At 70.6% G+C, this 12,706-nt stretch carries 11 protein-coding genes; 3 read left to right on the top strand and 8 right to left on the bottom strand.

Annotation, left to right across the window (positions count from 1 at the left end):
- Together HET64_RS11445 and HET64_RS11440 are read right to left on the bottom strand one after the other, a co-directional pair.
- The coding region (locus HET64_RS11445; protein ID WP_215104460.1) for a histidine kinase dimerization/phospho-acceptor domain-containing protein at window positions 1-876 on the bottom strand (876 nt) is incomplete at its 3' end.
- Entirely contained in the window at window positions 873-1,526 is a 654-nt protein-coding gene (locus tag HET64_RS11440; RefSeq protein ID WP_032752670.1) for a response regulator transcription factor, read from the bottom strand. The genes HET64_RS11445 and HET64_RS11440, both read right to left, overlap by 4 nt.
- Before the next feature lie 182 nt (window positions 1,527-1,708).
- Between HET64_RS11440 and metG the strand changes: the two genes are divergently transcribed.
- Window positions 1,709-3,322 (top strand): methionine--tRNA ligase, encoded by a 1,614-nt coding sequence (gene metG, locus HET64_RS11435; RefSeq protein ID WP_215104458.1) that lies wholly within the window; start codon window positions 1,709-1,711, stop codon window positions 3,320-3,322.
- Window positions 3,323-3,392: 70 nt separating this feature from the next.
- On the opposite strand, the gene HET64_RS11430 is transcribed toward metG, so the two are convergent.
- The 3 genes from HET64_RS11430 to aspS all read right to left on the bottom strand — a co-directional run bounded on the left by HET64_RS11430 (window position 3,393) and on the right by aspS (window position 6,924).
- Window positions 3,393-3,974, bottom strand: a complete 582-nt coding sequence (locus tag HET64_RS11430) for a Uma2 family endonuclease (RefSeq protein ID WP_215104456.1) — start codon at window positions 3,972-3,974, stop codon at window positions 3,393-3,395.
- 89 nt (window positions 3,975-4,063) lie between these two features.
- Window positions 4,064-4,855 (bottom strand): L,D-transpeptidase family protein, encoded by a 792-nt coding sequence (locus HET64_RS11425; protein ID WP_215104454.1) that lies wholly within the window; start codon window positions 4,853-4,855, stop codon window positions 4,064-4,066.
- 269 nt (window positions 4,856-5,124) lie between these two features.
- Window positions 5,125-6,924, bottom strand: coding sequence for an aspartate--tRNA ligase (aspS, locus tag HET64_RS11420; protein ID WP_215104452.1), 1,800 nt, complete (start codon window positions 6,922-6,924; stop codon window positions 5,125-5,127).
- A 166-nt stretch (window positions 6,925-7,090) separates the two neighbouring features.
- On the opposite strand from aspS, the gene HET64_RS11415 reads away from it, so the two are divergent.
- Both HET64_RS11415 and HET64_RS11410 read left to right on the top strand, forming a co-directional pair.
- Complete coding sequence (locus HET64_RS11415; protein ID WP_215104450.1) at window positions 7,091-9,214, top strand: SpoIIE family protein phosphatase; 2,124 nt, start codon at window positions 7,091-7,093, stop codon at window positions 9,212-9,214.
- A gap of 177 nt (window positions 9,215-9,391) precedes the next feature.
- Entirely contained in the window at window positions 9,392-9,595 is a 204-nt protein-coding gene (locus HET64_RS11410) for a DUF5708 family protein (protein ID WP_215104448.1), read from the top strand.
- 123 nt (window positions 9,596-9,718) lie between these two features.
- Here HET64_RS11410 and HET64_RS11405 read toward each other — a convergent pair whose 3' ends face one another.
- The 3 genes from HET64_RS11405 to HET64_RS11395 form a co-directional block, all read right to left on the bottom strand.
- On the bottom strand, window positions 9,719-10,810 hold the full coding sequence (locus HET64_RS11405) for an AI-2E family transporter (protein ID WP_215104446.1): 1,092 nt from the start codon (window positions 10,808-10,810) through the stop codon (window positions 9,719-9,721).
- A 91-nt stretch (window positions 10,811-10,901) separates the two neighbouring features.
- Window positions 10,902-11,858: a pirin family protein gene (locus tag HET64_RS11400; protein WP_215104444.1), complete on the bottom strand. Its 957-nt coding sequence runs from the start codon at window positions 11,856-11,858 to the stop codon at window positions 10,902-10,904.
- A gap of 213 nt (window positions 11,859-12,071) precedes the next feature.
- A complete protein-coding gene (locus tag HET64_RS11395) occupies window positions 12,072-12,539 on the bottom strand; it encodes an SseB family protein (protein ID WP_007447855.1) in 468 nt (155 codons plus the stop codon).
- Window positions 12,540-12,706 lie beyond the last annotated feature (167 nt).

Below are 12,706 nucleotides of genomic sequence, written 5' to 3'. Positions count from 1 at the left end.
GCCCGGCCCCCGGCCCTCCGGACCACCGCGCTCCGCTCCCCGGCCCTCCGGACCACCGCTCACGCCCCGTACCGCCGGACGGCGGGCCGCCTCCTCCCTGACCACGTGGTCGAGACGGACCGCCTCGCGCTCGTCCGCGGCCAGTCCCCGTTCGCTGCGGGCCAGCACGAGCAGCCCCTCGATGAGCCGCTCGCTGCGCCGGTTGGTGTCCAGCAGGGTCTGCCGGGTGCGCACGAGGTCCTCGGCGGACGGATCGTCCAGGCCGATCTGGATCGCGGCGCGCTGGGTGGCCAGCGGGGTCCTGAGCTCGTGCGAGGCGTTCGCGATGAATCTCTGCTGGCTGTCGAACGCCTTCTCCAGCCGGGCCAGCAGCGCGTCCAGCGTCTCGCCCAGTTCCTTGAGCTCGTCGTCGGGCCCGGTGGGCGCCATGCGCTCGTGCAGGGTGTGCGCGGAGAGCCGGCGGGCCTTCTCGGTCATGTCGTGGACGGGGCGCAGCACCCGCCCGGCGGTCCACCAGCCCACCGCGACCGCGCAGCCCGTCATCACGAGCAGGGCGGCGATCGACCAGTACAGGAGCTGTTGCCCCGCCGCGTTGCTGACGTTGTCGGTGAGGTCGTAGACGGTGGGCGGCCCCAGGTGCCGGCGGGAGATCAGCGGACCGTTCACCGCGTAGCCGGGCTGGGCGACGGCGGCGGACGAGGCGATGGACCGCGCCTCGGTCTCCGTACCGGCGCGGGAGGCCAGGTTGACGGTGGCCAGCAGGGCGGTGCCGAGCACCAGGAAGACACCGCCGTACACCAGGGCGATCCGGGTCCGGATCGTCGAGTGCGGCAGCTTCGAGGCGTCCACCAGCCGCCGCAGGGACGGCCGCTTCACAGGGCGTACCCGACGCCCTGCACGGTGCGGATCAGCGCGGGCTCGCCGAGCTTGGCGCGGAGCTTGCTCATACAGACGCGTACGGCGCCCGTGAACGGGTCGGCGTTGGCGTCCCAGGCCCGCTCCAGCAGCTCTTCCGCGCTGACGGTGCCGCCGTCGGCCTCCAGGAGCAGTTGCAGCACGGTGAACTCCTTCGGCGAGAGGTCCAGATCCCGGCCGTCGCGGAGCGCGGAGCGCCGTACGGTGTCGAGCCGGATGCCGTGGCGCTCCAGCTGGGGCGGTACGGGTCTGGCGCTGCGCCGGCGCAGGGCGCGCACCCGGGAGACCAGCTCGGGGAACTCGAACGGCTTGGCCACGTAGTCGTCGGCCCCCAGATCGAGCCCGGCGACCCGGTCCTCCATGGTGCCGGAGGCGGTGAGCATCAGGATCCGGGTGCGGGAGCCGGAGGCGACCAGCCGGCGGGCCACGTCGTCGCCGTGCACCCGGGGGAGGTCGCGGTCGAGCACGACGACGTCGTAGTCGTGCAGGCCGAGGTAGGCGAGGGCCGCGTCCCCGCTGTACACCGTGTCGACGGCGAAGCCGGCCCGGCGCAGTCCGGTGGCGACCAGTTCCGCGAGGATCTCCTCGTCCTCGGCGACCAGTACCCGCATGGTGATGTCCCCTGCCTCGTGCACGCTTGTCCGCTCCCTCCCAGGATGCGACTTTCCTACGGGAACCATTACGGCAACGGATGTTTCGCAAAGCTCTCCACCGGAGGCCGCCGCTCCGCCCGCACGGGGTCCCCCGTTTATCGATGTGAGTGGATCTTGATCTGGCCGTTAGGATTTCGACCATGGCGGCCACTGGATCCGAGAAGCAGGGGGCGACGGCGTACTACGTCTCGACCCCCATCTACTACGTCAACGACGCTCCTCACCTGGGCCACGCCTACACGACCGTCGCAGGCGACGTGCTCACGCGCTGGCATCGCCAGCGCGGCGAGAAGGTGTGGTACCTCACCGGCACGGACGAGCACGGTCAGAAGATCATGCGCACGGCCGAGGCGAACAACGTCACGCCGCAGGCCTGGTGCGACAAGCTCGTCGAGGAGGCGTGGAAGCCCCTCTGGGAGCATCTGAACATCGCCAACGACGACTTCATCCGGACGACGGAGAAGCGGCACACCGACCGTGTGCAGGAGTTCGTGCAGGACCTGTACGACAAGGGCGAGATCTACAAGGGCGGTTACGAGGGCCCGTACTGCGTGGGCTGCGAGGAGTACAAGCTCCCCGGCGATCTGATCGACGGCGAGGGCGAGTTCGCCGGGCAGAAGCTCTGCCCGATCCACAAGAAGCCGGTGGAGCTCCTCAAGGAGGAGAACTACTTCTTCAAGCTGAGCGAGTACGGCCCGAAGCTGCTGGAGTTCTACGCGGCGAACCCCGGTTTCATCCAGCCCGAGTCGGCGCGCAACGAGGTCGTGAACTTCGTCGAGCAGGGGCTCCAGGACCTGTCGATCTCGCGCTCGACGTTCGACTGGGGCGTCCCGGTGCCGTGGGACGACAAGCACGTCATCTACGTCTGGATCGACGCGCTCCTCAACTACGCGACGGCCGTGGGATACGGCGCCAACCAGGAGAAGTTCGACGGTACGTTCCCGGCGAACGTCCACCTGATCGGCAAGGACATCCTCCGCTTCCACTCGGTGATCTGGCCCGCGATGCTGATGGCGCAGGGTCTGCCGCTGCCCGGCAAGGTCGTCGCCAACGGCTGGCTGATGGTCGGCGGCGAGAAGATGTCCAAGTCCAACCTGACCGGCATCAAGCCGCAGGACCTGACCTCGCACTTCGGCGTGGACGCGTACCGCTGGTACTTCCTGCGGGCCATCGCGTACGGCAGCGACGGGTCGTTCTCGTGGGAGGACTTCACCGCCCGCTACACCTCCGAGCTGGCCAACGACTACGGCAACCTCGCCTCGCGGGTCGCGGCGATGGTCGGCAAGTACTTCGGCGGTGCGCTGCCGGAGGCGACGGCCGTCGGTGACGCCGAGCTGGCCGTGCGGGAGGGCCTGGCGAAGGCCGTGGCGACCGCCGACCGGAAGATCGGTGAGGAGCTGGACTTCCAGTCCGGCATCCTGGCGGTCTTCGACTTCGTGAAGCAGGTCAACGGCTACATCACGGAGCAGGAGCCGTGGAAGGTGGCCAAGGACACCAGCCCGGAGGGCCAGGCCCGCCTGGCGACCGTCCTGTACACGGCCGCCGAGTCCCTGCGCGGGGTCGCGGTCCTGCTCAACCCGGTGATGCCGGAGACCTCGCAGCAGCTCTGGGAGTCCCTGGGCGCCGAGGAGTCCCTGGGCGCGCTGGCCGACCAGAAGGTCCAGGACGCGGGCGCCTGGGGCGTACTGCCCGGGGGCGCGACGGTGACGAAGGGCGCGGTGCTGTTCCCGCGCCTGGAGGAGAAGCCGGCGTAACGCCTCCGTACGCACGATGAGCCCGGGACCGTGAACAGCGGTCCCGGGCTCATCGCGTTCCGGCTCCGGGTCAGCGCACCCAGCTCTTGAGCGGTTCGGTGGCCAGCTCGATCCCGACCGGGTCGGGGAGGGTGACGGTCTTGCCGTACGGCACGGTGACGACCTGCTCGTAGCGGACGCCGTCGGGTCCCGAGTGGACCTTCACCTCACAGCTGTCCCGGTCGATCAACAGATAGACGGGGATACCGGTCTCGGCGTACGCGCGCGGCTTCTCGACGCGGTCGCGGCGGTCGGTGTCCTCGTCGTACGAGGTGACCTCGACGACCATGAGGACGTCGTCGGGGCTGGCCCATTCGCCCTGGCCGACGAAGGCATCGATGGGAGCCAGGCTCGCATCGGGACGGGCGTTGCCCTTGCGGTAGGACTCGATACGAAGGCCTTGTTCGCCGAAGAGCCAGCGGCTCGGATCCGACTGCATACAGATCTGCGTCAGCCAGGCGATGATCCGCCCGTGGTCCCCGTCCGGCACAGCCTTGACCCCCAGTTTCCCGTTCACGAACTCCAGTCGCAGTGCCTCCTCCGCGCGTATGGCGCTACGGGCCAGCTCTTCGAAGACGTCCTGCGTCAGGACGCGGTCCTCGACCACGCTCACAACGACCTCCTCCTGCACCGGGCCACCGGGTCACTTGTACCGGGGAACATTCTCAGCGTACGGGCAAGGGCCCCCGCCCGTACGCCCGATCACCGCCCCAGCGTCGCCGCGTCCCCCATCACGATCACCGGGTTCATGGCCGGGTCCAGGGTGCGCAGGAGTTCCTCCATGTGTTCCTCGGGCACGGAGACGCAGCCCTGGGTGGGGCCGCCGTGGTCGACGTGGACCCAGATGCCGCCGCCGCGTCCGAGGCCGAGCGGGCGGGTGCGGTCCAGAGGGCTGACGCCCGCCGTGCGGTTGTAGTTGATCGCGACGACGTAGTCGAAGGAGCCCTCCAGCGGCTCGCCGAAGAAGCCCTCGCCGTCCACCGCGAACCGGGGGTGCTCGTCGTACGGCAGCAGCGCTCCCGGGTCGGGGAGCCGGCCGCCCGCGTCGGTGAGCGGGTAGACGCCGGTGGGGGACCTCAGGTCGCCCGCCACATGGTGGTCCGTCCACCCCTCCATGCCGTTGTGCGCCGGCCAGGGCCCCAGGATCGGCTGCCAGCTCTCCGCCGCGTCCTCGCGGCTGTACAGGACCGCGCCGGACTGGTGGGAGTCGGTCTCCTCGCCGGTCACGACGAACACCTGCCGGGCCTCGGCGGGGACCTGGGCCAGGGTCTCCGGTCCCAGGCCGGGGATCCCGGCGGGGCTCGGCGTGGGGTCCGGGCTCGGCGATGCCCGGCGTACGGAGGCGGCGTCGGACTCCGGGCCCGCGGCGCCCAGCCCCGGAGCTCCCACGGGAGCCTTCGCGGGAGCGGCGTCGGAGGCGCAGCCAGTGAGCAGCAGGGCCAGGACGAGGAGCGGTGCGGCGAGCAGGGCCGGCGGGCGGCGCGGGACGGACACGGTGGCGGGCTCCTCGGATGACGGCGGGCGGCGTGGCCGGACGGCACGCGGTGCGATAGGGGTGCCTCGGTGCCAGTCTTTGCCGGGCCCGGCCCGGCCGAACCCGATCCGGGGCCATCCGGCTGTACCGCGTCGCCCTGACCGCGTAGCCCTGTCGTCATCGGCTCTCCGCCGCACGCAACGAAACAGCCCCCGATCGGGTGATCGGGGGCTGTTTCACGTGAAACATCCGCGGAGCGGGAGGAGCCGCGAGGGCTGCTTCTCCGGAACTACTTCTCCGTGGCCTTCTCCGACGCGCCCGCGCCCTTCGCGGCGACCGGCTTGCGCAGCTGGATGTTCAGCTCGCGCAGGCGGGTCTCGTCCAGCTCGGTCGGGGCGCCCATCATCAGGTCCTGGGCGTTGCCGTTGAGCGGGAAGGCGATCGTCTCCCGGATGTTGGGCTCGTCGGCGAGCAGCATCACGATGCGGTCGACGCCCGGGGCGATGCCACCGTGCGGCGGGGCGCCGAGACGGAACGCGCGGAGCATGCCCGCGAACTCGTGCTCGACGGTCTCGCGGTCGTAACCGGCGATCTCGAAGGCCTTGAGCATCAGCTCGGGCTCGTGGTTACGGATGGCGCCCGAGGACAGCTCGATGCCGTTGCAGACGATGTCGTACTGCCAGGCGAGGATGGAGAGCGGGTCCTTCTCCTCCAGGTCGGCGAGGCCGCCCTGGGGCATCGAGAAGGGGTTGTGCGAGAAGTCGATCTTGCCGGTCTCCTCGTCCTTCTCGTACATCGGGAAGTCGACGATCCAGCAGAACCGGAAGACGCCCTCCTCGAAGTGGCCGGCGCGCTTGGCGGCCTCGACCCGGACGGCCGACATGATCTTGGAGACCTCGTCGAACTCGCCCGCGCCGAAGAAGACGGCGTGGCCCGGGACCAGCGAGAGGCGCTCGGTGAGCGTCTTGACGTCGGTCTCGGTGAGGAACTTGGCGATCGGTCCGGCCAGCGCCCCGTCCTCGCCCACGCGCACCCAGGCAAGGCCCTTGGCGCCGTGCTCGACGGCGTACTCGCCGAGGCCGTCGAAGAACTTCCGGGACTGGCCCGCGGTGTCCGGGACCGGCAGCGCGCGGACGTGCTTGCCGGCGAACGCCTTGAACCCGGAGTCGGCGAAGACGTCCGAGATGTCGACGAGCTCCAGCTTGGCACGCAGGTCCGGCTTGTCGTTGCCGTACTTCAGCATCGACTCGCGGAACGGGATGCGCGGGAACGGCGAGGTGACCTCGCGGCCGTTGCCGAACTCGGTGAAGAGCTCGGTCATCAGCTTCTCGATCGGCTGGAAGACGTCCTCCTGCTCGACGAAGGACATCTCGACGTCGAGCTGGTAGAACTCGCCCGGGGAGCGGTCCGCGCGGGCGTCCTCGTCGCGGAAACAGGGCGCGATCTGGAAGTAGCGGTCGAAGCCCGAGATCATCAGCAGCTGCTTGAACTGCTGCGGGGCCTGCGGCAGCGCGTAGAACTTGCCGGGGTTCAGCCGGGACGGGACGACGAAGTCACGGGCGCCCTCGGGGGAGGTCGCGGTGAGGATCGGGGTCGCCATCTCGTTGAAGCCGAGGGCCACCATCTTGGAGCGGATGGAGGCGATCACGGCCGAGCGCAGCAGGATGTTGCGGTGCATGCGCTCGCGGCGCAGGTCGAGGAAGCGGTACTCCAGGCGCCGCTCCTCGTTGACGCCGTCCTCGGTGTTGATCGTGAAGGGCAGCGGGCCGGCCTCGCCGAGCACCTCGACCTCGGTGACCTCGATCTCGATCTCGCCGGTCGGCAGCTCCGGGTTGACGTTGTCGGCTCCGCGCGCGGAGACCTTGCCGTCGATCCGGACGACGGTCTCCTTGGTGAGCTTCGCCAGGGCCTCGTTGCCGGGGGTGCCGGGGCGGGCGACGAGCTGCACCAGACCGTAGTGGTCGCGCAGATCGATGAAGAGGATGCCACCCAGGTCTCGGCGATTGTGCAGCCAGCCGCTCAGCCGGACGTCGGTGCCGACGTCAGAGGCGCGGAGCTCGCCGCAGGTGTGGGACCTGTACCGATGCATCGTCGTTCATCCAGTCTTCGCGGTTGGGGGTGGATCGGAGCCTCCCCAGGCTACCGCCCGGGACCGGGACGGTTCATTTCCCTTTACGTCGCCGTACCCGCCGGCCCCGGGGCAGGTGGCGGCCCCTCGGTGGCGTCCGCCGAGCACATCTTCCTAAAGTGGGGCAATGCGCACCGAGGAAGTCCTGGCCGCGATCGCGACGGGCCTGTGGCGCTGGGACAACGCAGCCGGCACGGTCACGCTCGACGCGGAGGCGGCCCGGCTGCTCGGTCTGCCCGCCGAGCCGGGCAGCTACCGGGAATCCGCGGTGCGCTCCCGTTTCCACCCGGTCGACTGGAACGAGATCTACGGGGTGGTGAACCTCGCGGTCACCGAGGGCACCCTCGCCGAGGCGCGGCTGCGGATCGTGGACGAGCGCGGCCGGGTCCTCCGTACGGTGCGCAGCCGCTCCAAGCCGGTCGTCCCGCCGGACCAGGACGCCGGGAACTACGTCCTCTTCGGCACGCTCCAGGAGGTCGCCGAGCCGCAGCCCGGCTCCACCGACGCCGCCCACACGCCGATCACCGGGGACTGGCGCAGGTCCCGGGAGGCGTTCCTGCTGGACGCCGGGCGGGCGCTGGCCGAGGCCCGGTCCACCGCGGAGGTGCTGCGGGTCGCCGGTTCGCTCTCGATGCCCGGCTTCTCCCCGGACGGCCTCGCGGTCTTCGGCTCCGCCGGGGAGCGACTGACGATCATCGGGCACCACGGGCACAACTCGGAGGACGAGGAGCCCTTCACCGACATGCCCCTGGAGACGGACTACCCGGCCGCCGAGGTCGTCCGCACCGGCCGGGCGATCTATCTCCCCTCCCCCGACGAGTACCGCCGCCGCTACCCAGCCACCTGGCCGCTCGCCCGACGCTTCAAACGGCAGTCCTGGGCCTTTCTGCCCCTGGTGTCCTCCGGCCGCACGATGGGCGCCTGGATGGCGGGGTTCCGGCATCCGGTGGCGTTCTCCCCGGACGAGCGCGCGGTGCTCTCGACGGTCGCCCGCATGCTCGCCCAGGCGCTGGCCCGCGCCGGGGTGGCCGAGACGGAACGCGAACTGTCGCTCGGGCTCCAGCGCTCGATGATGCCGACCCTGGGCCCGCAGATCCCCGGCATGACGGTGGCCGCGCGGTACGTGCCGACCGGCGGCGGGCTCCAGGTGGGCGGCGACTGGTACGACATGATCCCGCTGCCCAACGGCCGTATCGCCCTGGTCATCGGCGACGTCCAGGGCCATGACGTACGGGCCGCCGGACTGATGGGCCAGCTCCGCATCGCCCTGCGCGCCTACGCCTCCGAGGGGCACCGCCCGGACGCCGTGCTGGCCCGGGCCTCGCGCTTCCTGTCCGGTCTCACCGACGCGTACGAGAGCGTCGAGGGCGACGAGGAGCCCGCGACGCCGCGCTTCGCGACCTGCCTGTACGCGGAGGTGGACCCGGAGGCCGGGACCCTGGACATCGCCCGCGCGGGCCACCCCGACCCGGTGGTCATCAGCGCCGACGGGACCGCGGTGATCCGGCAGACGGCCGGCGGGCTGCCGCTCGGGATCGAGACGGACTCCGACTACCCCACCACCCGGGTGGTCCTGGAACCCGGCGAGACGATCATGCTCTGCACAGACGGTCTCATCGAGACGGGCGGGCACGACATGGCCACCGGCTGGGACCGGCTGCGCCCGGTCCTGGAGGAGCCCGTCGAGGACCTGGAACAGCTGGCCGACGCCCTGGTCCAGGCCGTGCACGGGCCGGCCTCGCACTACACGACGGGCCCGCTCGCGGACCGGCGGGAGGACGACATCGCGGTCCTGGTGCTGCGGCGCGAGAGCGTCTCCGCCCGGAAGACGCCGCCGCGCCGCAGCGTCCTGACCATCGCGCAGGCCGAGCCCGAGCGGGTCTCGGTCGGCCGGCAGCTCGTGCGCGAACTGCTCCACGACTGGAGCGATCCCGACCAGGTCGACTCGGCGGTCCTGATGGTCTCCGAGATGGCCACCAACGTGCTCGTCCACACCGACGGGGACGCACTGATGGTGGCGGAGATCTCCGGCGAGCAGGGGGAGCGGCGGCTGCGCGTCGAGGTCGCCGACGCCAGCGACGAACTGCCGCACAAGAGGCGGCCGGGCGAGATGGCGTCCAGCGGGCGGGGGCTGGTGCTGATGGAGATGCTGGCGGACGCGTGGGGGGTGGATCCGCGCGGGGCGGGGAAGTCCATCTGGTTCGAGCTGTACGAGTCGCCGGCGGAGCACGCGCGGCAGCCCGACGCATAGAACGCGCCGCACAGCGCGGCGGCGGGCGGTGGCCTGTCCTCCTCGGGGAAGCCGGTCCGTCGAACGGTGTACCGCTGTTTCGTCCTGCGGGGCGAGGACGGGCGCACGCTCCGTTCCTACGCTGGTCAAGACCCGTCAACGGCGCCCCGGCGCCCGTGCGAAGGAGCGTGGCCGCGCGTGAAGAAGGCGTCGAAAAATCTGCTGGAAGGTGTCATCACCTTCGCCGTGGGCGTGGCCCTACGGCTGTTCACGGAGGGCGTGGAGACCCCTGTCATCACCCTGACGAAGGTCGGCGTGGTCCTGATGGTCGCCGGTGGGGTGTTCATCGTGCTGGGTCTGTTCCAGTCGATGCGCGGGGCGAACGCCGTCGAGCGCTCGTAGGGAGTGTCCGAGAAGTAGCGCCGTCCGCCCGCGTGCCGGACGAGACTTTACGGACCCGGCCTAGGGTCTTTCGTTCGGATCAGGCCGGACCCCGCGAGCCCGGCATGATCCGAACGAAAGACCCTAGGGGCCTCCGGCCGGCGAGGACCCGCCCGCCGGGGCCGGACCGGGACGGGCCCCGTACCCCCCGCGCAGCTCACCCAGGACACCGAAGGCCGCCGCGCACAGGGGCACGGCCAGCAGCATGCCGAGCAGGCCCGCGACGCTCGCCCCCGCCGTCAGCGCGATCATGATCATGGCGGGGTGCATCTGGACCGTACGGCTCTGGATCATCGGCTGGAGCACATGGCCCTCCAGCAGCTGGACCGCGAGGACCACCCCCAGGACCCAGAGGGCGATCACGAACCCCCGGTCGGCCAGCGCGACCAGCACCGCCACCGCGCCGGAGAGGAACGCCCCGAGGTACGGGATGTACGCGCCGACGAACACCAGCGCGCCGAGCCCGACCGCCCCGGGAACGTCCAGGATCAGCAGGCCCACCGTGATGCACACGGCGTCGATCAGGGCGATGAACGTGGTGCCGCGCATGAAGCCCTCGACGGCCTCGAACGCCCGGCGCCCCATGGCCTCGACGAGGTCCCCGGTGCCGCGCGGGGCCACCGAGTGGGCCAGGTTCACCGCCCGGTCCGAGTCGCGCAGGAAGAAGAAGGTCAGCAGCAGGGCCAGCACACTGGTCGCCACCAGCGAACCGACCAGGCTGATGCCGCTGAGCAGACCGCCCGCCGCGCTCGCCCCGAACTTCTCCACCAGGTTCTTCGCGTTGTCGGCCAGGTCGTCGACGTCCGTGGCCCCCGCGATGTCCAGGTGGTCCACGACCCACTGGCCGGCGTCCTTCAGCGAGTCGACGATCTGGGCTCCGGAGTCGACGAGAGCGGTGACGACGATGTACCCGGCGCCCCCGACCACCGCGACGAGGGCCGCACAGGTCAGCCCCGCGGCCAGCGACCGGTTGAGCCTGCGGGCGATGAGCCACCGGTGGACGGGGCCGAGCAGCGCGGTGCCGAGCAGGGCGAGCAGCACCGGGGTGACCGCGGTCTTGAGAACCACGACCAGCCAGATCGCGACGGCGGCGACGCCCACCACGAGCAGGACGACACCGCACCAGGCGGCCGCGCGACGGGCGCTCTCGGGAAGGAGGGGCTTGGGTGCGGGCACCCTCCCACCCGATCACGCGGCACAGCGGTCGGCCCGTCCGCCGCCCCCGTACGGGTGACGGGGAGTCACCTGGCGCGGGCGGCGGGAGGTGTCACATGCCGTGGACCGCGGGGACCGTGCCCAGGCGGCCGGCCTGGAAGTCCTCGAAGGCCTGCTTCAGCTCGGCCTGACTGTTCATCACGAACGGTCCGTAGTGCGCCATCGGCTCCCGGATCGGACGCCCGCCGAGGAGGACGACCTCCAGGTCCGGGGTGTTGCCGTCCTGCCGCTCGTCCGCGCGGACGGTCAGCGAGCCGCCGGCCCCGAACACCGCGGTCTGGCCCATCGCGACGGGGCGGCGCTCCGCGCCGACCGTGCCGCGCCCGGCCAGGACGTAGGCGAGGCCGTTGAAGTCCTCGCGCCACGGCAGGGTCACCTCGGCGCCGGGCCGGACGGTGGCGTGGATCATCGTGATCGGGGTGTGGGTGATGCCGGGGCCCTCGTGGCCGTCGAGCTCACCGGCGATGACCCGGAGCAGCGCACCGCCGTCGGGGGAGGCGAGGAGCTGCACCTCGCCGCCGCGGATGTCCTGGTAGCGCGGGGCCATCATCTTGTCGGCCTTGGGCAGGTTCACCCAGAGCTGGAGGCCGTGGAAGAGGCCGCCGGACATGACGAGCGACTCCGGCGGGGCCTCGATGTGCAGCAGGCCGGATCCGGCGGTCATCCACTGGGTGTCGCCGTTCTCGATGGTGCCGCCGCCACCGTTGGAGTCCTGGTGGATGAAGGTCCCGTCGATCAGGTACGTGACCGTCTCGAAGCCGCGGTGCGGGTGCCAGGGTGTGCCCTTCGGCTCCCCGGCGGCGTACTCCACCTCACCCATCTGGTCCATCATGATGAACGGGTCGAGGTGCCGGTAGTTGATCCCCGCGAACGCGCGGCGGACGGGGAAGCCCTCGCCCTCGAAGCCGCTCGGCGCGGTCGTGACGGCGAGCACGGGACGGGCCGCGGCGTCACCCGAAGCGGTCACCTTGGGCAGGGTCAGCGGGTTGTCGACGGTCACTGCGGGCATGGAAGCCACCTCCGGGCGAGTGTTCTGCGATCAATTTAGTTGAATGGTGAACATCCTGCAAGGCGTCGCGCATTCCCGGGCGGCCGCGCCGGTGGGCCCGCCCGTGACCCCGACAGCGAAAAGGGCCCGCGCCACTCCCGGCACGGACCCGCGTCCGAACAACGAAACAGCAGGTCAGCGACCCACTTGGACGTCACTCCTTCCCGTACACGCCTATCCGTACATACGGCGCATCGCGAAGTCGACCATCTGCTCGACGGCCTTGGCGTCGAAGACCATCCGGTGATCACCCTCCATGTCCAGGACGAAGCCGTACCCCGTCGGCAGCAGGTCGATCACCTCGGCCCCGGTGATCACGAAGTACTTGGACTCCTTGCCCGCGTACAGCCGCAGCTCCTTCAGCGTGGTGAACATCGGGATCACCGGCTGCTGCGTGTTGTGCAGCGCCAGGAAGCCCGGGTTGTCGCCGCGCGGGCAGTAGACCTTCGACGTGGCGAAGATCTGCTGGAAGTCCTCGGCGGAGAGGGAGCCGGTGGTGAAGGCCCGTACCGCGTCGGCCAGGGAGGGCGGCGACGGTTCGGGATACAGCGGCTGCTCCCCGTAGCCGCCGCCCATCTGACCCATCTGGCCCATCTGACCCATCTGCTGCTGAGCACCAGGGTTCTGGTCGTAGCCGTACATGCTGCAAAGAGTAATCGGACACATCTACGGCTTGAGGGGTTGCGCCTTATTACTGACGGGTAGCATCATCGTAGAGGTCAGCTGATAGACCTACGCCTGCCTGTCGCCCGACCCGCATCACTCCCCGGGGCGCTGTGCGCCACTGCTATTGATTACGGAGCCTTCCC

The organism is Streptomyces sp. McG3, from assembly GCF_018619185.1.
In the GTDB taxonomy this organism is placed as follows: Bacteria; Actinomycetota; Actinomycetes; order Streptomycetales; family Streptomycetaceae; genus Streptomyces.
The sequence above is the reverse complement of the archived record's forward strand: the minus strand, read 5'-3'. Positions and strand labels throughout refer to the sequence as shown.

What these genes read in the sequence shown, in the direction of transcription:
- HET64_RS11440 (WP_032752670.1), bottom strand. Translation starts at nt 1,526, where the DNA reads ATGCGGGTACTGGTCGCCGAGGACGAGGAGATCCTCGCGGAACTGGTC.
- metG (WP_215104458.1), top strand. Translation starts at nt 1,709, where the DNA reads ATGGCGGCCACTGGATCCGAGAAGCAGGGGGCGACGGCGTACTACGTC.
- aspS (WP_215104452.1), bottom strand. Translation starts at nt 6,924, where the DNA reads ATGCATCGGTACAGGTCCCACACCTGCGGCGAGCTCCGCGCCTCTGAC.
- HET64_RS11415 (WP_215104450.1), top strand. Translation starts at nt 7,091, where the DNA reads ATGCGCACCGAGGAAGTCCTGGCCGCGATCGCGACGGGCCTGTGGCGC.
- HET64_RS11400 (WP_215104444.1), bottom strand. Translation starts at nt 11,858, where the DNA reads ATGCCCGCAGTGACCGTCGACAACCCGCTGACCCTGCCCAAGGTGACC.
- HET64_RS11395 (WP_007447855.1), bottom strand. Translation starts at nt 12,539, where the DNA reads ATGTACGGCTACGACCAGAACCCTGGTGCTCAGCAGCAGATGGGTCAG.